Here is a 19,744-nt window from a genome sequence, read left to right as displayed (position 1 = left end):
GGTAGTGGGCGTGGCCGCGATGCGGAAAGTGCCCCCTCAGGTACGGGTCGGGGCGGGCGTCCCGGCGGAGGTCTCGACCTCGATGAGCGATGCGCTGTGGCCCTCGGCCTCGACGGCGGCCGCGCCGCCGCGCAGCCCGAACAGCCGCTTGGCGAGCAGGATGTAGAGCACCGCCAGGACGTTGAGGACCAGCGTGCCGATCTTGAAGTAGCTGATCTTGTGGGTCAGCTCGTAGACCTCGAGCGGGAGGAAGGCGGCGGTGGCGACGACGGTCAGGTACTCGGCCCAGCGCTTGGCGGCCCAGAGGCCGAACGCCTCGACGATCTCGATCAGCGCGTACGCGAGCAGTGCGGCGGCGGTGATGGCCAGCGTGGAGTGCTTGTAGCTGAAGGTCTTTTGGATGCTGCCCACGATCGGCGAGTTGTTCAGGTCGTAGTGGAAGTGCGCGGCGATCGGCTGGAAGAGCGTCAGATTGCTGTCGAAGAACTGCTGGACCGACGTCTGGCTGTTGCTGAACTTCCAGATGGCCACGGCCACCAGGATGATGAAGATGCCGCGGACCATCCGTTCGACGGCGAGGAAACGCAGGATGAAGAGGTCGCGCAGGGCCTTGCCGCGAGGGACATAAGGGGCGTTCTCCGCCTTGCCGCTGCCGTGCGGCTCGCCCAGGGCGAAATCGCCGCAGCGCAGGCAGCGCCAGGCCTCGCCGAGGGCGGTCTGCGCGCGCAGCCGCTCGTTCAGATGCGGCTCGGTCGGCGCGTAAGTGATGTGCCCGCGTCGCGAACAGGTGCGCCGGTCCCAGTCCCACTTCATTTGAGTCGCCCCCGGTGGCCTTCGTGATCGGTCGTCATGGTTGATGGCGTGCAGAATAGCGTTCCGGTTCCCGACCCCGTGTCGGTAAGTGCCTGCGGAGTCGGTGATACTGGGGTGTCGTCGTCGTTGCGTGCCATGAGGGGTTCTCCGTGAAGAACAGTGCCGTCCACCGCCTGCGTCTGGTGTCCATGCCGGAAGGAGTGTCCTTCGTCCTGCTGTTGGTCTGCTCGGTGCTGAAGCGCACGACGTCCTTCGACGCGGTGCCGGTGATGGGCATGGTGCACGGCATCCTCTTCATTCTGTACGTGATCTTCGCGCTGGACTCCTGGCGCAAGCAGCCGTGGACGGTGAAGCACGCGTCATGGGTCCTGCTGCTCTCGGTGATCCCCTTCGGCGGCTTCTACGCGGAGCGCCTGCTGGCCCGGGAGGAGCAGGAGGGCATCGCGGTACCGGCCTGACCCGGCCGGTACGGTAAGGCTGTGCCCAAGCCGCTGAGCCTCTCCTTCGACCCCATCGCGCGCGCCGACGAGCTGTGGACGCGGCGCTGGGGTGCTGTGCCCTCGATGGCGGCGATCACCTCGGTCATGCGGGCGCAGCAGATCCTGCTGGCGCAGGTGGACGCGGTGCTGAAGCCGTACGGGCTGACCTTCGCCCGCTATGAGGCGCTGGTGCTGCTCACCTTCAGCAAGGCGGGGGAGTTGCCGCTGTCGAAGATCGGCGAGCGGCTGATGGTGCATCCGACGAGCGTCACCAACACGGTGGACCGCCTGGAGCGGGCCGGTCTGGTGGCGCGGCGGCCGAATCCGCTGGACGGGCGGGGCGTGCTCGCGGCGATCACCGCGCAGGGGCGCAGGGTCGTCGAGGACGCGACCGGGGACCTGGTCGCCATGGATTTCGGCCTCGGCGGCTACGACGAGGCCGGCTGCCGCGAGCTGTTCGAGGTGCTGCGGCCGCTGCGGGTGGCGGCGGGCGACTTCGTCGAGGAACCCGGAACGGAACCCGAGGCCTGAGTCCGGTGCTCGAGTCCGGTGCTCGAGTCCGGTGCTCGAGTCCGGGGTGGTGTGAGTGATCCACATATGGGCGGCTAGTCTCGTGCCGTGAACAAGTCGAATCCTCTGCTGACCGCCTACCGGGTGCTGGCGTACGTGACCGGTGTCGGGCTCCTGCTGCTGTGCGCCTCGTGCATCGCCTGGTACGGCTTCGGCGTCGGCCAGGTCGCGGTGGCCGTGGTCGGTACGATCCACGGCTGGGCGTTCATGGCCTACGCGGTCGTGGCTTTCACGCTCGGCAACAAGCTGGGCTGGCCGATGGGCAAAATGGCCTGGGTGATCCTCGCCGGCACCATCCCGACCTGCTCCTTCATCGTCGAGCGCAAAGTGATGGCGGGTATCCGCGCCCAGCTCGCCGAGGACGAGGCGAAGGCGCTGGTCAGCGCCTGATTTCTGGCTTTCGAGGGGCGCGCTTCCTGGCGGAGGCGCGCCCCTTCGGCGTGCGCGTCGCCGTCGACATCTACTAGGACGTCCGAGTAAATTGGCAGGACATCCTGGTACTTCTCTCTCGTGGAACGCGGGGTCGACCGATGGACGCACGTGAGCGCTGGCAGCGACGGTACGACGCGGCGGGCAAGCGTGACGCGGACTTCACGACGCTCAGCGGCGACCCCGTCGAACCGGTGTACGGGCCCGCCCAGGGCGAGGCCCCGGAGCGGATCGGCTGGCCGGGGGAGTTCCCGTTCACCCGCGGCCTGTACTCCACCGGCTACCGGGGCCGGGCCTGGACCATCCGCCAGTTCGCGGGCTTCGGCAACGCCCGGCAGACCAACGAGCGCTACCGCATGATCCTGGGCGCCGGCGGGGGCGGCCTGTCGGTCGCCTTCGACATGCCGACCCTGATGGGACGCGACTCGGACGACCCCAGGGCACTCGGGGAGGTCGGCCACTGCGGCGTCGCCGTCGACTCGGCCGCCGACATGGAGGTGCTGTTCGGCGGACTGCCGCTGGGCGAGGTCACCACGTCGATGACCATCTCCGGACCGGCCGTGCCGGTGTTCTGCATGTACCTGGTCGCGGCGGAGCGGCAGGGCGTGGACCCGGGCACGCTGAACGGGACGCTGCAGACCGACATCTTCAAGGAGTACATCGCGCAGAAGGAGTGGCTGTTCGCTCCCGAGCCGCATCTGCGCCTGATCGGCGACCTGATGGAGTACTGCGCGGAGCACATCCCGGACTACAAGCCGCTGTCGGTGTCCGGCTACCACATCCGCGAGGCCGGTTCGACGGCCGCGCAGGAGTTGGCGTTCACCCTGGCGGACGGCTTCGCGTACGTGGAACTGGGGCTCTCCCGGGGCCTGGACGTGGACGTGTTCGCGCCGGGCCTCTCGTTCTTCTTCGACGCGCATCTGGACTTCTTCGAGGAGATCGCCAAGTTCCGCGCCGCGCGCCGGATCTGGGCGCGGTGGCTGCGCGACCGCTACGGCGCGCGGACGGAGAAGGCGCAGTCGCTGCGGTTCCACACCCAGACAGCCGGTGTCTCGCTCACTGCGCAGCAGCCCTACAACAACGTGGTACGCACCGCGGTCGAGGCACTGTCGGCGGTGCTCGGAGGCACCAACTCGCTGCACACCAACGCCCTGGACGAGACGCTGGCGCTGCCCTCGGCGCAGGCGGCGGAGATCGCCCTGCGCACGCAGCAGGTGCTGCTGGAGGAGACCGGCGTGGCGAGCGTCGCGGACCCGCTGGGCGGCTCCTGGTATGTGGAGGCGCTGACCGACCGGATCGAGGCGCAGGCGGAGGCGATCTTCGAGAAGATCGCCGGTATGGGCGCGCCGGGGCATCCGGTCGGTCCGATGACCGCGGGCATCCTGCGCGGGATCGAGAACGGCTGGTTCACCGGAGAGATCGCTGATGCGGCGTTCGCCTACCAGACGGCCGTGGAGAAGGGCGAGAAGCGGGTCGTCGGGGTCAACTGCCACACCGGCAGCGTCACCCCGGCGCTGGAGATCCTGCGGGTCAGCCACGAGGTCGAATGGGAGCAGGTGCAGGTCCTGGCGGCGCGCAGAGCGGGGCGTGACGAGGCGGCGGTGAAGGCGGGCCTCGACGCGATGCTGACGGCGGCGCGGGAGGGCGCGAACATGCTGCCCCCGATGCTGGACGCGGTACGCGCGGAGGCCACGCTCGGCGAGATCTGCGACGTCCTGCGGGCGGAGTGGGGCACCTATACGGAGCCCGCGGGGTTCTGACACCGACGCCCACCAGTGCCGGTCGTCCGAGTCCTACTGGATGTGAAGGGCTGTCAGCGGCGCCAGCAGCAGGGTGGTGAAGCGGCTGATCCACTCCGGGGACGCGGGCTCGCCGCTGATCAGCATCCGGTGCTCGACCGTCCCGGCGATGGTGTCGAAGATGATGTCGACGTCCGCGCGGGCCTCGGCCGGATCCAGGTCCGGGGGCAGCTCGCCGCGCGCCTGGGCAGCGGCCCGGCCCTGGTGCACCAGGCGCTTCTGCGGATCGATGATCGCGTCGCGGACCCGGCGCCGCAGCGCTGGATCGCGGCAGCTCTCGGCGAACAGCGCGAGCAGCGCGGCCTGGCTCTCCGGCTGTGCCAGCAGGTCCGCGAACTGGCTGACCACGGCCTCGATGTCGGCGCGGAGGCTGCCCAGGTCGGCGATCTCCAACTCGTCGAAGAGGATCGCCACGGCGTCCACGACGAGTTCGTTCTTGGAGGGCCAGCGCCTGTAGAGGGTGGTCTTGGCGACCCCGGCGCGGGTGGCGACGTCCCCCATGGTCAGCCCGCCCCACCCGTGCTCCGCCAGGGCCGCGCGGGTGGCGGCGAGGATCGCCTGGTCCGCGTCGGCGCTGCGCGGGCGGCCCTTGCGCGGGGCGGATATATCGGTCACTGAGGTCCCTGGTGTGTCGGAGAGGTTAACGGAGGTTACCCATGGCGGCCCGGAGCGCGTGAAGAGCGGTGACGCCAGGAGTGGCGCACTTCACGTCCTGGAACGTGTGCGAGCGGTGACTGCGGGCATATACGCTACGACTCGTAGCGAAAGAGTGACAACCACGCTGCCGCGCGGATGGGGATCCGCGCACCGCACCACACCGTCGGCCGAGGACTCCACGAACATGGGGACCGCGTTCCCGGCGGATTCACACCGGAGCGCGCGGACGGGGGAGGATAGAGCCATGCAGCCACGGAACATGTCCATGCGCGGCGCGGTCGACCTCGCCGCGGTGAAGGCGGCGGCGGAGGCCGCCCAGAAGGCGGAGCAGGCCCGTGCCGCCCGCGCCCGTCAGGCCCAGGCGTCGGGGGGCGACGGCGAGGCCGCGCCGTCCGCGGGCCCGCTGGTATTCGACGTCAGCGAGAGCGAGTTCGAGGACCAGGTGGTCCCGCTGTCGGCCGAGGTGCCGGTAGTGCTGAGCTTCTGGGCCGAGGGCTATGCCCCCGCCGAGGAGCTCAACCCGGTGCTGGAGAAGCTCGCCGAGGAGTACGACGGCCGCTTCGTCCTCGCCCGGGTCGACATCAGGAACAGCCAGACCCTGGCCCGCCAGCTCCAGATCCGCGACCTGCCGACCGTGCTCGCGGTCGTCGCCGGACAACTGGTTCCGCTGTTCGAGGGTCCGGCGGCGGAAGCCGAGGTCAGGCAGCTGCTCGACCAGTTGATCACCGTGGCCGAGCAGCGTTTCGGCATCGTCGGCGAGGTCGGCGTGCGCTCCGGTTCCGGAGCCCCGGCCGCGGCCGCTGCGCCCGAGCCTTCGGACCCGGCCCTGTCCGCCGCGCACGAGGCGCTGGACCGCGGCGATCTCGGCGGTGCGGTGCAGGCATACCGCAACGTGCTCGCCGACCGGCCCGGCAACGTCGAGGCGAAGCTCGGCCTCGCCCAGGCGGAGCTGTTGCAGCGAGTGAAGGGACTGGACCCGCAGGCCGTGCGAGCGGCGGCCGCGGAACAGCCCACCGACGTGGCCGCGCAGCTGGCCGCGGCGGACCTGGACCTGGTCGGCGGCCATGTGGAGGACGCCTTCGCGCGCCTGGTCGACGCGGTCGGACGAACGGCGGGCGAGGCGAGGGACCAGGTGCGCACGCATCTGCTGGGTCTCTTCGACGTCATCGGAGCGGAGGATCCGCGCGTGGTCAAGGCACGCGGGGCGCTTGCTCGCAAGCTGTTCTGACCTGACGATTTGACGACAAAGGCACCGAGGGCTCCTGGATTTATCAAATCTTGACATTCGGCGAAGGTGGTCACCCTCGGTGGCCACCTTCGCCTGTTAATTCCATGTTTCGTCACCTATGCCCAGGTGCGCGACGGCCACATGGTCACTCGTAGTGAATCGCCCTTCGATCACGCGAGCGATTCAGTTCACCCGCTCCTTACTCGCCAGTAATGAAGTACTTGTGCAGCGCGCCGGTTTGGACCACGATCGGGCTCGCTCGGTCCGTTTCCGTAGCTCCGGCAGCCAGTCGGAGGGGCGGGCATGGAATCCCCACCGGGCAGGGGTCGGCAGTCCGGCTCCTTGAGGACAGGGGGGTCTTCGCCTTCCCCGGCGGAGCCTGTTCTCTCACGGCCGCGCACCCAGCACGGCCGGTGGTTGTCGCTCGGGGGTGATCGCCGATGCTGCTGCTCGCAGCCTGCGCTCCCCTTCCCGAGGACGTAGCTCTTCTCCCCATCCCAGGCCAGGGCCCAAGCGGGGCAGGCCGGAGATGCACGTCCGAGAAGGAGGATCTCGTTTATGTCTCAGACTTTCGGCAAGACCCGCTGGAAGCGGTTCGCCGTCGTCATGGTTCCAACCGTCGCCCTTACCGCGGCAGTCGGCGTCAGCGTTGCCCAGGGCGCCCTCGCGGCGTCGTTCAGCATCTCGGGCCAGCAGTTCAAGGTGTCGGCCGACAGCCTCCACGGTGACGGCTTCACCCAGTACGGCAGCGTGGACTTCCACGACTCGAAGGCTCACACCGGCGTGGTTCCGGTGGCGGTGTCCGGCTTCAACGCCGCCACCATCCACAACCTGTGCCAGTCGGTGGTCGTCCCGACGCCGCTCGGCAACTACACGCTGACCATCAACGCCGGCCAGGACCCGGCGCACCCGGTCACGGCCACCAAGCTGTTCATCGACATGACCGACCTGAAGGCCACCACGGCGACCTTCAACAACATCAACATCGGTGTCGCCACCGGCGGGATCACCAAGGGTCCGGTCAACCCGACCGACGCCGTCGGCGACGGCACCGGCTTCGCCCAGGAGGCCGACTCGGCCGACCTGACCGGGGTTCAGCAGACGGCGTGGGCCACCTCGGCCGGCACCTTCTCGCTCAACGGGATGCACCTGAACCTGGCGTCGGGCGTCCACGAGTGCTTCTGATCCCGACACGGTCGGCCCACCGCTGACCCTCGACGGATACAGATGGATCAACTGTTCCATCACCGCGGCGGGGAGGGGCCAAGGTCCCTCCCCGCTGTGTTCTCCACCCATTGATACCCCTCAGGGAGCTGCCACGTGACGAGCGCGACCGCGCAGGCGCGGCCCGAGCCCGGCAACGGCTTCAGCAAGGTCCGCCGAGCGTTCCGGAACTGGCGCCGCACCCGTCCCTTCTGGGGCGGTCTGCTGATCCTCCTGGCCGGACTGCCGATTCTGTACTTCCCGTACGCGGACCTCAACGTGGGTGCGCTGAGCATCCACCTGGCGACCACGGCCGGCGCCGGATCACTGGTCATCGGACTGCTGCTGATCGCCCTGGGGATCTCGGTCTGGTTCCAGCCGCTGATCCGGATCTTCGCGGGAATCGCGTCGATCGTGCTGGCGCTGGTGTCCATCCCGATGTCCAACCTCGGCGGCTTTGGCCTCGGCCTGCTTCCCGGACTGCTCGGTGGCGCGCTGGTGTGCTCCTGGGCGCCGTTGAAGCAGCCCAAGGCGGAGGCCGTCGCGGACACCGACGCGGAGCCGGAGACGGAGACGGCGGTGCAGGCCGATCCGGAGCCGGAGACGAAGCTGAACCAACTGCTGGATCCGCACGAGGGAGAGCACAGTGGCGAGTGACGCCAACGGCGCCCTGCCGGACGAGGAGCAGCCGCCCGCCCGGGGCGCCGGGGCCCGGCACGCGGCCCCGCGCCGTACCGTCCGGGGCCGGATGCAGCTCCCGGTCGGCCGGGTGCTCGCGCTGACGGCGATGCCGACGGCCCTGCTGATGGGGTCGATCGCACCCAAGTTCGCCTTCGCGGCGGACACCAGGGCGGTGCCGGTCTCGAGCGGCACCTCGGCCGCCGCCGCGCAGGGCAGCGACTGCACCAAGACGTCCGCGACTCCCACGGCGAGCACGAGCAGCGGCACCGGCAAGACAGGCACGGCCAAGTCCGGTACGAGCAAGGCGGGTTCGGCCAAGGCCGGCTCCGCCACGAGCGGGACGGTCGCGGCACCGCGATCGGTCGGATCGCCGCCCGCAGCCAGCACCCCCGCCTCCAGCAGCCCGGGCAACGGTGGGGCGTCGTCCTCCGCGCCCGCGCCGACCGCGAGCAGCGCGCCGACCACCCCCGCGCCCACCACCTCACCCACCCCGACGAATCCGCTCCAGGGCGTGCTGAACGGCCTCGGCGGCCTCCTCGGCATCGACGCCGCCACGGCCTCGCCGACCCCCACCGCCTCGCCGACCGCCAGCGCCTCGGCCAGTGCCACTCCGGCCGCTCACCGTGCGGCCGCGCTGGCCGTCCCGGCTGCCGCCACCACTGCGCCGAAGCCAAGCACAACCAAGGCACCGTCCGCCACGCCGACTCCTTCGGCTTCGTCGAGCGCCTCACCCAGCGCCACGCCGTCGCCGACCGCAACGGCCAAGACGCCGACGCCGACGGCGTCCTCCACGTCTCCCGCCGCCGCGGCGAACAAGACCTGCAACATCAGCCACCTGGCCGCCCCGCTCGACACCTCGGTGACCCCGGGTGAGATGCCCGCCGACCCATGGACGCTCAAGACCAGCCGGCTGGAGCTGATCAACACCGAGTTCCACGGCGTGGTCACCGTGCACACGGCCGGCGGCGACGTCCGGGTACTGAAGTTCACAGCCGAACAGGTCAACATCGACAACCTCGACATGTCGGTCAAGCAGAACGGCCAGCGACTGCACGTCCAGGGCGGCCCCAGTACCAGGTCGACGATGCGCGGCGGAACCGTGACGATGTACGTGACCAGCCTGTCCGGCACGCTCGCCGCGGCCGAGGGCATCCCGCTCGCCTGGCTGAACGTCAATCTGACGCTGACTCCGGACACGCTGCCGCAGTGGCTGTACAACCTGATCGGCGCGGTGCCGATCCCGCTGACCCTGGTGTTCAACGACGCGACCGCGGTGCAGACCGGACAGTTCGGCGGGAACCTGACCATCCCCGGCATGCACCTGTACTACACGCCGCTGGCCTGACCCGGGGCGGCACGGAGAAAGGGCCTGTCCGAACGAATCGGACAGGCCCTCCGTCGTGCTTCAGCTGGTGCGGCTTCCGCGGCTCCTGCGGACGGGTCAGCTCTGGCTTCCGTCGGTGATCTCGCCCAGGTGGTGCACCCGGAGCATGTTGGTGGTGCCGGCCACGCCGGGGGGCGACCCGGCGGTGACGATCAGCGTGTCACCGGTGGCGTAGCGGCCCAGCTGGTACACCGCGTCGTCGACCTGGTCGACCATCGCGTCGGTCGTGCCGACCTGCGGGGTCACATAGGCATCGACGCCCCAGCTCAGGGCCAACTGGTTGCGCGTGGCCGTGTCCGGGGTGAAGGCCAGCACCGGGATCGGCGAGCGGTAGCGGGACAGCCGCCGCGCGGTGTCACCGGACTTGGTGAAGGCCACCAGTGCCTTTGCACCCAGGAAGTCGCCCAGCTCGCAGGCGGCGCGGGCGACCGACCCGCCCTGGGTACGCGGCTTGCGGCCCGGGTTCAGCGGCTGCAGGCCCTGCGACAGCAGCTCCTCCTCGGCCGCCTCGATGATCCGCGACATGGTCTGCACGGTCTCGATCGGGTACTTGCCGACGCTGGACTCCGCGGACAGCATGACCGCGTCCGCGCCGTCCAGGATGGCGTTGGCGCAGTCGGACGCCTCGGCGCGGGTGGGGCGCGAGGCGGTGATCATCGACTCCATCATCTGGGTGGCGACGATGACCGGCTTGGCGTTCCGGCGGCAGAGCGTGATCAGACGCTTCTGCACCAGCGGCACCCGCTCCAGCGGGTACTCCACGGCGAGGTCACCACGGGCGACCATGACGGCGTCGAAGGCGAGGACGATCTCCTCCATGGCCTCGACCGCCTGCGGCTTCTCGACCTTGGCGATGACCGGGACGCGGATGCCCACCTCGTCCATCACCTGGTGCACGTCGTCGATGTCGGCGGCGTTGCGGACGAAGGACAGCGCGACCATGTCCACGCCGAGGAGCAGCGAGAAGCGCAGGTCCTCCTTGTCCTTCTCGGACAGGGCGGGGACGTTGACAGCGGCTCCGGGCAGGTTGATGCCCTTGTTGTTGGAGAGCACACCGCCCTCGACGACGCGGGTCACCACGCGGGGGCCGTCGACGCTGACGACCTCCAGGGCGATCACGCCGTCGTTGATCAGGATCGGGTCGCCCGGCTTCACGTCGCCGGGCAGGCCCTTGTAGGTGGTACCGCAGATGTGCTGGTCACCGGGGACGTTCTCGGTGGTGATGGTGAAGGTGTCACCGTTCTCCACGGTCACCGGTCCGTCGGCGAAGGTGGCCAGACGGATCTTGGGGCCTTGCAGGTCGGCGAGGACTCCGACGGCGCGTCCGGTCGCCTCCGAGGCGGCGCGCACATTGCGATAGCGCTCCTCGTGGTCGGCGTGGACGCCGTGACTCATGTTCAGACGGGCGACGTTCATTCCAGCTTCGATCAGAGCTTTCAACTGTTCGAAGTTGTCCGTCGCGGGACCCAGGGTGCAGACGATCTTGGCTCGGCGCATATGGGTCATTCTATCGGGTCGCCTTTCGGGTGCATTTTCGATCAAATCGCCCCGCTGAATGCCCGGCGAACAACGGTGAACGTCTGCTGGGCGATCTCCAGCTCCTCGTCGGTGGGGACCACGGCGACCGCGACGCGCGAGCCGGCGGACGAGATCAGCCGGGGCTCGGCGGAGGGCACCGCGTTGAGGGTCGGGTCGAGCTCGATGCCCAGGGCCTCCAACCCGGTGAGCGCGGCCTCGCGGACCGGTACGGCGTTCTCGCCGACCCCGGCCGTGAAGGCGATGGCGTCGACCCGGCCGAGCACGGCGTAGTACCCGCCCACGTACTTGCGCAGGCGGTGGATGTAGACGTCGAAGGCCAGTTTCGCGGTCTCGTCCCCCTCGCCGATACGGCGGACGATCTCGCGCATGTCGTTGTCGCCGGACAGGCCCTTCAGGCCGCTGCGGCGATTCAGCAGGTCGTCGATCTCGTCCATGGTGAGCCCGCCGACGCGGTGCAGGTGCAGCAGGATCGCCGGGTCGAGGTCGCCCGATCGGGTGCCCATGACCAGGCCCTCCAGCGGTGTCATGCCCATCGAGGTGTCCACGCAGCGCCCGCCGGCGACGGCCGAGGCGCTGGCGCCGTTGCCCAGGTGCAGCACGATCACATTCACCGATTCGGGTGACTTTCCCAGGAGTTGGGCGACGCGCCGGGAGACGTACTGATGGGATGTGCCGTGGAAGCCGTAACGGCGGATGGAGTAGCGGTCCGCTGTGGCCGTGTCGATGGCGTAGCGGGCGGCGCGCTCCGGCATGGTGGCGTGGAAGGCGGTGTCGAAGACCGCGACCTGCGGCAGGTCGGGCCGCAGTTTGCGGGTCGCTTCGATACCGGTGATGTTGGCGGGGTTGTGCAGCGGCGCGAGCGGGACGAGCTCGCGCATGGCGTCCACGACCTCGTCGGTGATGAGCGTGGGCGCGGTGAAACGGGTGCCGCCGTGGACGGCGCGATGGCCGATGGCGGCGAGCAGCGGGGAGTCGAGGCCGAGGCCGGCGGCGGCCAGCTGGTCGGCGACCGAGTTGATCGCGGCGGCATGGTCGGGGCAGTCCGCGCGCTCGCCGATGCGCTCCACCAGGCCGGCGGCGAGCCGCCGGCCGTCGGCCATGTCGATCAGCTGGAACTTGACCGAGGAGGAACCGGAGTTGAGGACGAGGATCCGGGTGGCGTCGGTCACGACGACTGCTCCTCGGCTGCGGCGGCCTGCTGGGCCTGGATGGCGGTGATGGCGACGGTGTTGACGATGTCCTGGACCAGGGCCCCGCGGGACAGGTCGTTGACGGGTTTGCGGAGACCCTGCAGCACGGGCCCCACGGCGATCGCGCCCGCCGAGCGCTGGACTGCCTTGTAGGTGTTGTTGCCGGTGTTCAGGTCGGGGAAGACCAGCACGGTCGCCCGCCCGGCCACCGACGAGCCCGGCAGCTTGGTCGCGGCAACCTCGGGCTCCACCGCCGCGTCGTACTGGATCGGGCCGTCGACCAGCAGGTCGGGACGGAGCTGGCGTACCAGCTCGGTGGCCTTGCGGACCTTGTCCACGTCCACGCCGCTGCCTGAGGTGCCGGTGGAGTACGAGAGCAGGGCGATCCGGGGTTCGACGCCGAACCGGGCGGCCGTGTCGGCCGACTGGATGGCGATGTCGGCGAGTTGCTCCGCGTCCGGATCGGGGTTGACGGCACAGTCCCCGTAGACCAGGACCCGGTCGGCGAGGCACATGAAGAAGACAGAGGAGACGATCGCGGCGCCCGGCGAGGTCTTGATGATCTCGAAGGCCGGGCGGATGGTCGCGGCCGTGGAGTGGACCGCGCCGCTGACCATGCCGTCCGCCAGGCCCTCCTGGACCATCAGGGTGCCGAAGTAGCTGACGTCGGTGACCACGTCGTGGGCGGCTTCCAGGGTCATGCCCCGGTGCCTGCGGATCTCGGCGTAGAGCTCGGCGAAGCGGTCGCGCAGCGGGGAGGTGGCCGGGTCGATGATGCGCGCCCGGGCGTGGCCGGACACCTCGGTCCGGTCCAGACCGAGGTCGAGGCCCAGCTCGGCGACGCGCTTGCGGACGGTGTCCTCGGGACCGAGCAGGGTGAGGTGGCAGACATTGCGGCGCAGCAGCACCTCGGCCGCCCGCAGTATCCGCTCCTCGGTGCCCTCGGGTAGCACGACCTCCCTCAGAGTTGAGCCTCGTGCCCGCTCCAGCAGCTCGTGCTCGAACATCATCGGGGTGACCCGCTCCGAGCGGCTGAGCTCGATCCGGCTGGTCAGTTCGGCGGTGTCCACGTGCAGCTCGAACAGGCCCAGCGCGGTCTCGGCCTTGCGGGGGCTGGCAGCGGTGAGCTTGCCTTCGAGGGTGGAGAGTCCGGTCGCGATCGGAAAGCTGCCCTCGGCGACGACGGCGACGGGGGTGCCGGGGGCGAGTCGCGAGGCCAGCCGCATCACGTCGTCACCCGGTGTCTGACCCATCGTCAGCAGCACTCCGGCGATCGGCGGGGAGCCCGCGGCGTGGGCCGCCAGGGAGCCGATGAGCAGGTCGGCACGGTCGCCGGGGGTGATCACCATGGAGCCCTCGGAGAGCGCGCCGAGGAAGTTGGGCAACATCGCTCCGCCGAAGACGAATCGGCGGACGTCCCGGGCCAGGCCCGAGGCGTCGCCGAGGAGTACCTCGGCACAGGTCGTCTCGACCACCTGGGCCACGGTGGGAGCGGACAGGGCCGGCTCGTCGGGAATGACGTACACGGGGACGTCCGGGCGTACTGCCAGGCGCCGGGACACCTCCTGCTTGTCCCTGCCTGCGACCCGGTTGGCGATCATGGCGAGGATGCTGCAGCCAAGGTCGGAGTAGGCCCGATGGGCGTTCCGTACCTCGGCGACGACGGCGTCGGCGGTCTCCTTGTGCCCGCCGACGACGGGCAGCACCAGGGCCCCGAACTCGTTGGCGAGACGGGCGTTGACCGCGAGCTCGTCGGGGATGTTGGTGCCGGCGAAGTCGGTGCCGAGCACCAGCACCGCCTGGCACTGGCGCTCCAGCTCCCGGAAGCGGTCCACGAGCATGCCCACCAGCTCGTCCTGGCCGCGCTCGGCCTGCAGAGCGGCTGCGTCGTCGTAGCTGAGGCCGTACATCTGCTCGCGCGGCAGGTCGATCCGGTACCGACCGCGGAGCAGCTCCACCACGTGGTCGGTGTGCGTGTGCATCAGCGGACGGAAGACCCCGACCCGGTCGACCTGGCGGGTCAGCAGCTCCATGACTCCCAGCTCGACCGCCTGTCGGCCGTCCCCCCGGCCTATCCCGGTCACGTACACGCTGCGCGCCACAGGGGCACTCCGTTCCTTGCCTGAGCCAGTGGAGACGGGCCCGGCGCGGATGTCGCGGACCAGACCCGCTCAACGACCCTACCTTCGCACCGCGGATGAACCGCTGCCTGCGGGCGAAGAAGCGCCCAGGAGTGACCAAGGTCCCTTCTTGGTCCCTTCCGGGTCGCTTCCGGCCCTCCCCGCGACCGGTCGGCCGGCGGGTGTTCAGCCGACGAGCTGGGCGCGCCAGTGGTCGAAGAGGCCTTCCGGGTCACCGGAGAAGGACCAGGGCACGCGGGTGGGGCGGTCGCCCAGCTGGCGGAACACGTCCCGGGCCTCGTTGTGGAGCCCGGCGAAGATGAGGCCGTGCAGCAGCATGTTGAGATCGGCGACGTCCTGGGCGTACTCGATGCCGCTGCGGTGGGCGATCCACTGCCGCATGGTGGTCTGCAGCGCCTGGACGGCGACCTCGTGGTTCCAGTGGTAGGTCAGGCCCACGGCGGAGGGGCCCTCGATGTCGACCCGCTGCCGGTAGTGCTCCGCCCGGGCGGCCTGGGTGAGCGCGGCGAGGGGCGAGCCGAGCGGCGCGAAGGCGGCGCTGTCGCGGGCGAAGTTGTACATCTCGCCGTGCGAGCCGTGCCAGCGGGCGGAGAGGTGCCGCAGCACCTGGTGGTGGCCCTCGCGGCTGTAGGGGTCGCGGGCCTGGAGCTCACGCCACCAGTGCCAGACATGCGGATGACTCTGGCCGTAGAGCCGGGCCAGAGTCATCAGCGAGACCCAGGGGATCGGGTCGGCGGGGTTCTTGTCCGCGGCCTGGAGGCAGATCCGGGCCGCGCGGTCGAGGTGTGCGCGGTCGAGGCTGTCCTCGGACGGCGGTGGTGCGCCTGCGGTGCGGTTGGCCTCGGCGACTGCTGAGAAGACCCGCATCACCTCGGTCTCGGCGCGGAGGACCAGGGCGTCCGGGTTGTCGGGATCGGCGGACTGCCAGGTCTCCACGGTGCGGATGCCGGCGGCGGTGTCCGCGAGCAGTCGCATCCGGTGGGTCCGCCGGTCCCAGTCGCGCCCGGTGTCGCGAAGCAGGTCCCGTGCGCCCTGCCAGCGGCCCACGATCAGGTCCTGACGGGCGGTCGCGAGGGCGTGGTCCCCGAACGTGGGGTCAAACCGTGGTGCGGTGGTGCGTCGTCTTGCTCTGGCCATGGGAGAGACCGCTTCTCGGCTGGGTCGATAGAGCTTCGGTCGAGTGGGGAACGGGGTCGGCGCTGACTTCGTCCCTGGTGGTGCCCCCGTGTGTCGCACATGGTGCTGGAGCAGGTTCCGCTCGCGAAAGGTCGCGGAACGCGGCCAGCGGATGCCGACTCCGGTGGTACCGGGTCGGCATCCGCGGATGCTGCTGGTGTCGCTAGGTTGTCCGGTGACGAGCCGCAGTTGTGACTGCGTCAGATGTCGGTGGCGAGGGTATCGCTCGGGCCGGAGCTGCTCGTCGCCAGGGTGCTCTCTCCGTAGAGGGCGTCGACCTCGTCCGAGGCGGTCGCGTCGAGTCGGACGGCGCCGGAGCGGTAGTACTCGCTGCCCTTGACCCAGTACCAGATCATCGGGATCAGTCCGAGGGCGAGCGCGCCGATGCCGATCTCGATGTCGGCGGCCTTCAAGGTCGTCAGGTTCTCCACGAAGGTGTAGCCCATGAACAGGGCACCTGCCAGCGGCCAGATGCCGATGAAGAACAGGTTCGACAAGGACTTGGTCAGCAGCTTGCGGTAGGCGACGACAACGGCGAGCCCGGCCAGCGAGTAGTAGAACGCAATCTGCAGCCCGATGGCGTTGAATCCGTGGGCGAGGATCTTGTTGACGTTGGAGAAGTTGTTGGACGCGACGAACAGGCCCAGCGAGACCACCACCACGGCGGCGATGGCGACCCAGGGCGTCTGCCAGCGGGAGTGGGACTTCCCAAAGGCGGCCGGGACGGTCTTGTCACGGCCCATGGCGAAAAGCGAACGGGTGACCTGGATGAGGGTGGTCTCCAGGGTGGCGATGGTCGACAGCATCACCGCGACGACCATGATCTTGCCGCCGACACCCGGCCAGACACTGTTGCCGAGGATGGTCAGCACCGGCGCCGAGTTCGGGTCGGCGATCGTGGTCTGCGACACCACGATGTTCACCGCGATGGTGATCACCTCGAACAGCGCGAAGACCGCGACCACGCCGATCAGACCACCGAAACCGGAGTTCTTACGGCTGTTGCTCGTCTCTTCGCTGAGGTTGGCGGTGACGTCCCAGCCCCAGAAGTAGAACGCGGCGATCAGCGCGGCGGCGGCGAATCCCGCGCTCCCGCCGAAGTGCCCCCAACCCCAGAGCCAGGACCAGGAGAACGTGGCGGCCGTGCCGCCGTGCACCAGCGCGGCGATGCCGAAGACGGTCAGGATGACCAGTTCGATGCCCGTCATGATCCACTGCGCGTGGGCGGTGATCCGTGCGCCGAGCAGGACCAGACCCGCCATCGCGAGGAACCACGCAGCACCGACCAGGATGCAGAGTGTCTTGTTGTTTGACGCGCTGTCGGAGAACAGGGAGAGCGTGTACTGGCCTGCGGGCAGCGAGCCGATGACCATGAAGATGGTGGCCGAGGCGACCACCGACCAGCCGGCCAGGAACCCGAGGGACGGGTGCAGTGCGCGGCCGACCCAGGAGTAGCTGGCCCCCGCGTTGACGTCGATCCGGCCCAGGTAGTTGAAGGCCCAGGCGATGCCCAGCATGGGTATCGCACACCAGAGGAGGGCGGCGGGGCCGATCAGTCCTGCCGTTCCCGCGAGGGTGACGGTTGTTGCGGCCAGCGAGTAGGCAGGAGCGCTCCCCGCGATGGCCATGACGACGGTGTCGAAGCCACTGAGAACATTGGCCCGCAGGCCGGTTCTGGTCTCGACTGGTGGGACGTTGCTCAAGGTGGTGCCTCTCCGGGGACCGCCTGCAGGGTGCCGAGCACGAGCGCGCGGCAGAGGAGCCCTCGGGGCGGGAAACGTGCTGGGGGATGCGTGCTGTGGTGCAGTGCTTGGCGGATTGGCGCGACAGCGAGTGACACGCGTGGGTTTCCGGAGGCAGGATCGCCGCCTCGGCACCACAGGGGTCAATGTGTGCCACATGGTGCCCGTCCACTCACGCTGCTGGCAATGCTTTGACGGAATTCGTTAGTTGATCTTTCCAAACTGCGAATTCCATGTCAGGATCCGCATATTGCGACCGATTTCGTTGATTTGGAGAGGTAACGTGACTGAAACATCAGCTCGGCATTCGCAGAGCGCAGACCTCCCGGTCACCGAGCGGACCCGGCTCCGGCGGATGCGCGAGAACGGGCGCACGGCCAGGTTCGACCTGGACGCGGTGCTCGCCGCGGGATTCCTGTGCCACCTCGGAGTGCTGGTCGACGGCGTGCCGATGGTGGTGCCCACGGTCTACGGCGCCACCGCCGACACCCTGTACCTGCACGGCTCGGCCGCCAGCCGCAGCCTGGTCGCCTCACCCGAGGCGACCGTGTGCGTCACGGTCACCCATGTCGACGGACTCGTGCTGGCCCGCTCCGTGTTCGAGCACAGCGTCAACTACCGCTGCGCCATGGTCTACGGAGTGCCCCGGGTGGTCACCGGCGAGGAGGAGAAGCTGGAGGGGCTGCGCGTCCTGAGCCAGCAGGCCGCCCCGGGCCAGTGGGAGTACGCCAGGCAGCCCAACCGCAAGGAGCTCGCCGCGACGACGCTGCTGGCGCTGGACCTGGACGAGGTCTCCGTCAAGATCAGCGCCGGACCGCCGGACGACGGCGAAGGCCCGGACGCCGCGCTCGGGCTCTGGGCCGGCGAGCTGCCGCTCACCGCGACGTGGGGCGTGCCCGTCCCCGACCCGGCCCTGGCGCCGGGGATCGCCGTACCGGCCCATGTCGCCGCGCGAGCGGGCACGGTCGCCGGATAGCGCGGGTCAGGGTCAGTCCAGGCCCCAGGTCGTGCGCATGTCGGCGAGGGCGTCGTGGAAGCCGGGAAAGGTTTTCCGGACGCAGCCCGGGTCGTCCAGCGTGACGCCGCCCTCCGTGCGCAGCGCGGTGATGCTGAAGGACATGGCGATGCGGTGGTCGCCGTGGCAGGCGATCGGTGCCGAGCGCGGCTGGGCGGGGTGGATCTCGATCCAGTCGCGTCCGGTCTCGACCCGGACACCGAGGGCCGTGAGGTTCTCGGCGCAGGCGGCGAGGCGGTCGCACTCCTTGACGCGGGTGTTGTAGACGTCCTCGATGCGGACCGGGCCGTCCGCGAAGGGCGCGATGGCGGCGAGGGTGGGGACGGTGTCGGAGATGTCCCGCATGTTCACGGTGATACCGCTGAGCCGTGCCGGGCCGGTGACGGTGACCGAGTCGGGGGTCAGGGTCACCTCCGCGCCCATCTCCCGCAGTACCTCCGCGAACCGGATGTCGCCCTGGAGCGATTCCGAGCCCAGGCCGGGGATGGTGACGCTGCGTCCAGTCAGGGCCGCGGCGGCCAGGAAGTAGCTCGCGGTGGAGGCGTCCGGCTCGATCAGGTAGTCCGTCGCCCGGTACCCCTGCGGCGGGACGTGGAAGGTGTCGCCGACGCGTCGGGCGTCGTTGCCGAAGCGCCGCATCATCGCCAGGGTCATCTCGACGTAGGGGACGGAGACCAGGTCCGAGACGGTGATGTCGAGTCCGTCGGAGGTCAGCGGCCCGGCGAGGAGCAGCGCGGTGAGGAACTGCGAGGACAGTCCCGCGTCCAGGGTGAGCGCGCCGCCCTTGATGCCGTCGGCGCGGAGGGTCAGCGGGTGGTGGCCCTCGGCCTGCTCGTGGGTGAGGTCGACGCCGAGTTCGCGCAGGGCGCGGGTGAGCGGGCCCAGCGGGCGGCGGCGCATCTGGGCGGAGGCGTCGAAGCGGAAGGTGCCCTGTCCGGCGGCGGCGAGGGTGGGCAGGAAGCGGGCGGTGGTCGCGCCGTCGCGGCAGTAGACGTCGGCCTCGCCGAGCGCGGGCCCGGCGGGGCGGCCTTCGACCGTCCAGGCGTCGGGCTGCTGGTCGAGGCGGTAGCCGAGGGTGCGCAGGCCCTCGGCGAAGCCCTCGCTGTCGTCGGAGCGGAGGGGGCGGCGCAGCACGGTGGTGCCCTCGGCGGCAGCGGCCAGGAACAGGGCGCGGGCGGTGATGGACTTCGACCCGGGGATCTCGACGACGGTCATGGCCCAGGAGTTTAGGCGGGGCGCCGGCCACCGCGGTGGCCCGTCCGCTGAGCGGACGGGCCACCGCGGTGCTGCTCGGCTCAGGCGGGCGTGAGCCAGATGGTGGCCAGCGGCGGCAGGATGAGCTCGGCGCTGGTGTCCCGGCCGTTCCAGGGGGTGGCGTCGGCCTTGACCGGGTCCGGGTTGCCCACGCCGCTGCCGCCGTAGACCTCGGCGTCGGTGTTGAGGATCTCGAGCCAGCGTGCGTCGCGGACGTCCGCGCGCACGGTGGGCAGGCCGACCCGGTAGTCGTGGCGGACCACGGGGGACAGGTTGCTGATCGCGACCAGTGGACGTCCTTCGCGGTCGTAGCGGACAAAGGAGAACACGTTGTCCTCGGCCGCGCCGCCGTCGATCCAGGCGAAGCCGGCCGGCTCGGTGTCGAGCTGCCACAGCGCCGGCGAGTCGACGTAGAGCCGGTTCAGGTCGCGGACCAGGTCCTTA

18 protein-coding genes are annotated in these 19,744 nt (G+C 69.9%); 9 read left to right on the top strand and 9 right to left on the bottom strand.

The window, feature by feature from the left end; all coding sequences use genetic code 11:
- Positions 1-36: 36 nt before the first annotated feature.
- Positions 37-813, bottom strand: coding sequence for a DUF2127 domain-containing protein (locus ABIA33_RS28540; RefSeq protein ID WP_370085528.1), 777 nt, complete (start codon positions 811-813; stop codon positions 37-39).
- Positions 814-962: 149 nt separating this feature from the next.
- Between ABIA33_RS28540 and ABIA33_RS28535 the strand changes: the two genes are divergently transcribed.
- From ABIA33_RS28535 to ABIA33_RS28520, 4 genes are all read left to right on the top strand, one after another.
- Positions 963-1,271, top strand: a complete 309-nt coding sequence (locus tag ABIA33_RS28535) for a DUF3817 domain-containing protein (RefSeq protein ID WP_370085527.1) — start codon at positions 963-965, stop codon at positions 1,269-1,271.
- A gap of 21 nt (positions 1,272-1,292) precedes the next feature.
- Positions 1,293-1,823, top strand: a complete 531-nt coding sequence (locus ABIA33_RS28530) for a MarR family winged helix-turn-helix transcriptional regulator (RefSeq protein ID WP_370085525.1) — start codon at positions 1,293-1,295, stop codon at positions 1,821-1,823.
- Between the two features lie 87 nt (positions 1,824-1,910).
- Positions 1,911-2,252, top strand: coding sequence for a DUF3817 domain-containing protein (locus ABIA33_RS28525; RefSeq protein WP_370085524.1), 342 nt, complete (start codon positions 1,911-1,913; stop codon positions 2,250-2,252).
- A gap of 140 nt (positions 2,253-2,392) precedes the next feature.
- Positions 2,393-4,051 carry a methylmalonyl-CoA mutase gene (locus tag ABIA33_RS28520; protein WP_370085523.1) on the top strand — a complete coding sequence of 553 codons (1,659 nt, stop codon included), beginning with the start codon at positions 2,393-2,395 and terminating at the stop codon, positions 4,049-4,051.
- 33 nt (positions 4,052-4,084) lie between these two features.
- Here the strand turns inward: ABIA33_RS28520 and ABIA33_RS28515 are convergent, their stop codons facing one another.
- A complete protein-coding gene (locus ABIA33_RS28515) occupies positions 4,085-4,705 on the bottom strand; it encodes a TetR/AcrR family transcriptional regulator (protein WP_370085521.1) in 621 nt (206 codons plus the stop codon).
- Between the two features lie 286 nt (positions 4,706-4,991).
- Here ABIA33_RS28515 and ABIA33_RS28510 point away from each other — a divergent pair, with 286 nt between their 5' ends.
- The 4 genes from ABIA33_RS28510 (at position 4,992) to ABIA33_RS28495 (ending at position 9,204) form a co-directional block, all read left to right on the top strand.
- On the top strand, positions 4,992-5,975 hold the full coding sequence (locus tag ABIA33_RS28510) for a tetratricopeptide repeat protein (protein WP_370085519.1): 984 nt from the start codon (positions 4,992-4,994) through the stop codon (positions 5,973-5,975).
- Positions 5,976-6,533: 558 nt separating this feature from the next.
- The gene (locus ABIA33_RS28505) at positions 6,534-7,160 is read left to right on the top strand and encodes a DUF6230 family protein (RefSeq protein WP_370085518.1); all 627 of its coding nucleotides are present in this window, start codon (positions 6,534-6,536) and stop codon (positions 7,158-7,160) included.
- Positions 7,161-7,295: 135 nt separating this feature from the next.
- Positions 7,296-7,835: a DUF6114 domain-containing protein gene (locus ABIA33_RS28500; protein ID WP_370085517.1), complete on the top strand. Its 540-nt coding sequence runs from the start codon at positions 7,296-7,298 to the stop codon at positions 7,833-7,835.
- Entirely contained in the window at positions 7,825-9,204 is a 1,380-nt protein-coding gene (locus ABIA33_RS28495; protein ID WP_370085516.1) for a hypothetical protein, read from the top strand. The genes ABIA33_RS28500 and ABIA33_RS28495 overlap by 11 nt, the downstream gene beginning before the upstream one ends.
- 96 nt (positions 9,205-9,300) lie before the next feature.
- Here the strand turns inward: ABIA33_RS28495 and pyk are convergent, their stop codons facing one another.
- The 5 genes from pyk to ABIA33_RS28470 all read right to left on the bottom strand — a co-directional run bounded on the left by pyk (position 9,301) and on the right by ABIA33_RS28470 (position 16,992).
- Positions 9,301-10,740, bottom strand: a complete 1,440-nt coding sequence (gene pyk, locus ABIA33_RS28490) for a pyruvate kinase (protein ID WP_370085515.1) — start codon at positions 10,738-10,740, stop codon at positions 9,301-9,303.
- A 41-nt stretch (positions 10,741-10,781) separates the two neighbouring features.
- A complete protein-coding gene (locus ABIA33_RS28485) occupies positions 10,782-11,951 on the bottom strand; it encodes an acetate kinase (RefSeq protein WP_370085514.1) in 1,170 nt (389 codons plus the stop codon).
- Complete coding sequence (gene pta / locus ABIA33_RS28480; protein ID WP_370085513.1) at positions 11,948-14,074, bottom strand: phosphate acetyltransferase; 2,127 nt, start codon at positions 14,072-14,074, stop codon at positions 11,948-11,950. The genes ABIA33_RS28485 and pta overlap by 4 nt, the downstream gene beginning before the upstream one ends.
- A gap of 204 nt (positions 14,075-14,278) precedes the next feature.
- The gene (locus ABIA33_RS28475; RefSeq protein WP_370085512.1) at positions 14,279-15,250 is read right to left on the bottom strand and encodes a hypothetical protein; all 972 of its coding nucleotides are present in this window, start codon (positions 15,248-15,250) and stop codon (positions 14,279-14,281) included.
- 239 nt (positions 15,251-15,489) lie between these two features.
- Positions 15,490-16,992, bottom strand: a complete 1,503-nt coding sequence (locus ABIA33_RS28470; protein ID WP_370085510.1) for an APC family permease — start codon at positions 16,990-16,992, stop codon at positions 15,490-15,492.
- A 394-nt stretch (positions 16,993-17,386) separates the two neighbouring features.
- Here ABIA33_RS28470 and ABIA33_RS28465 point away from each other — a divergent pair, with 394 nt between their 5' ends.
- Complete coding sequence (locus ABIA33_RS28465) at positions 17,387-18,007, top strand: pyridoxamine 5'-phosphate oxidase family protein (RefSeq protein WP_370085616.1); 621 nt, start codon at positions 17,387-17,389, stop codon at positions 18,005-18,007.
- Positions 18,008-18,019: 12 nt separating this feature from the next.
- Here the strand turns inward: ABIA33_RS28465 and aroA are convergent, their stop codons facing one another.
- On the bottom strand, positions 18,020-19,261 hold the full coding sequence (aroA, locus tag ABIA33_RS28460; protein WP_370085509.1) for a 3-phosphoshikimate 1-carboxyvinyltransferase: 1,242 nt from the start codon (positions 19,259-19,261) through the stop codon (positions 18,020-18,022).
- Positions 19,262-19,341: 80 nt separating this feature from the next.
- On the bottom strand, positions 19,342-19,744 hold a 403-nt coding region (locus ABIA33_RS28455), incomplete at its 5' end, for an alpha amylase C-terminal domain-containing protein (protein WP_370085507.1).

It is taken from the genome of Streptacidiphilus sp. MAP12-16, from assembly GCF_041262165.1.
Taxonomy (GTDB): domain Bacteria; phylum Actinomycetota; class Actinomycetes; order Streptomycetales; family Streptomycetaceae; genus Streptacidiphilus.
This window is presented reverse-complemented; position numbering and strand designations above follow the sequence as displayed.

Bases quoted from the DNA above. Each gene is read 5' to 3' on its own strand.
- pyk (WP_370085515.1), bottom strand. From the start codon at position 10,740: ATGCGCCGAGCCAAGATCGTCTGCACCCTGGGTCCCGCGACGGACAAC.
- ABIA33_RS28520 (WP_370085523.1), top strand. From the start codon at position 2,393: ATGGACGCACGTGAGCGCTGGCAGCGACGGTACGACGCGGCGGGCAAG.
- ABIA33_RS28510 (WP_370085519.1), top strand. From the start codon at position 4,992: ATGCAGCCACGGAACATGTCCATGCGCGGCGCGGTCGACCTCGCCGCG.
- aroA (WP_370085509.1), bottom strand. From the start codon at position 19,261: ATGACCGTCGTCGAGATCCCCGGGTCGAAGTCCATCACCGCCCGCGCC.
- ABIA33_RS28540 (WP_370085528.1), bottom strand. From the start codon at position 813: ATGAAGTGGGACTGGGACCGGCGCACCTGTTCGCGACGCGGGCACATC.
- ABIA33_RS28465 (WP_370085616.1), top strand. From the start codon at position 17,387: ATGCGCGAGAACGGGCGCACGGCCAGGTTCGACCTGGACGCGGTGCTC.
- ABIA33_RS28475 (WP_370085512.1), bottom strand. From the start codon at position 15,250: ATGGCCAGAGCAAGACGACGCACCACCGCACCACGGTTTGACCCCACG.
- ABIA33_RS28505 (WP_370085518.1), top strand. From the start codon at position 6,534: ATGTCTCAGACTTTCGGCAAGACCCGCTGGAAGCGGTTCGCCGTCGTC.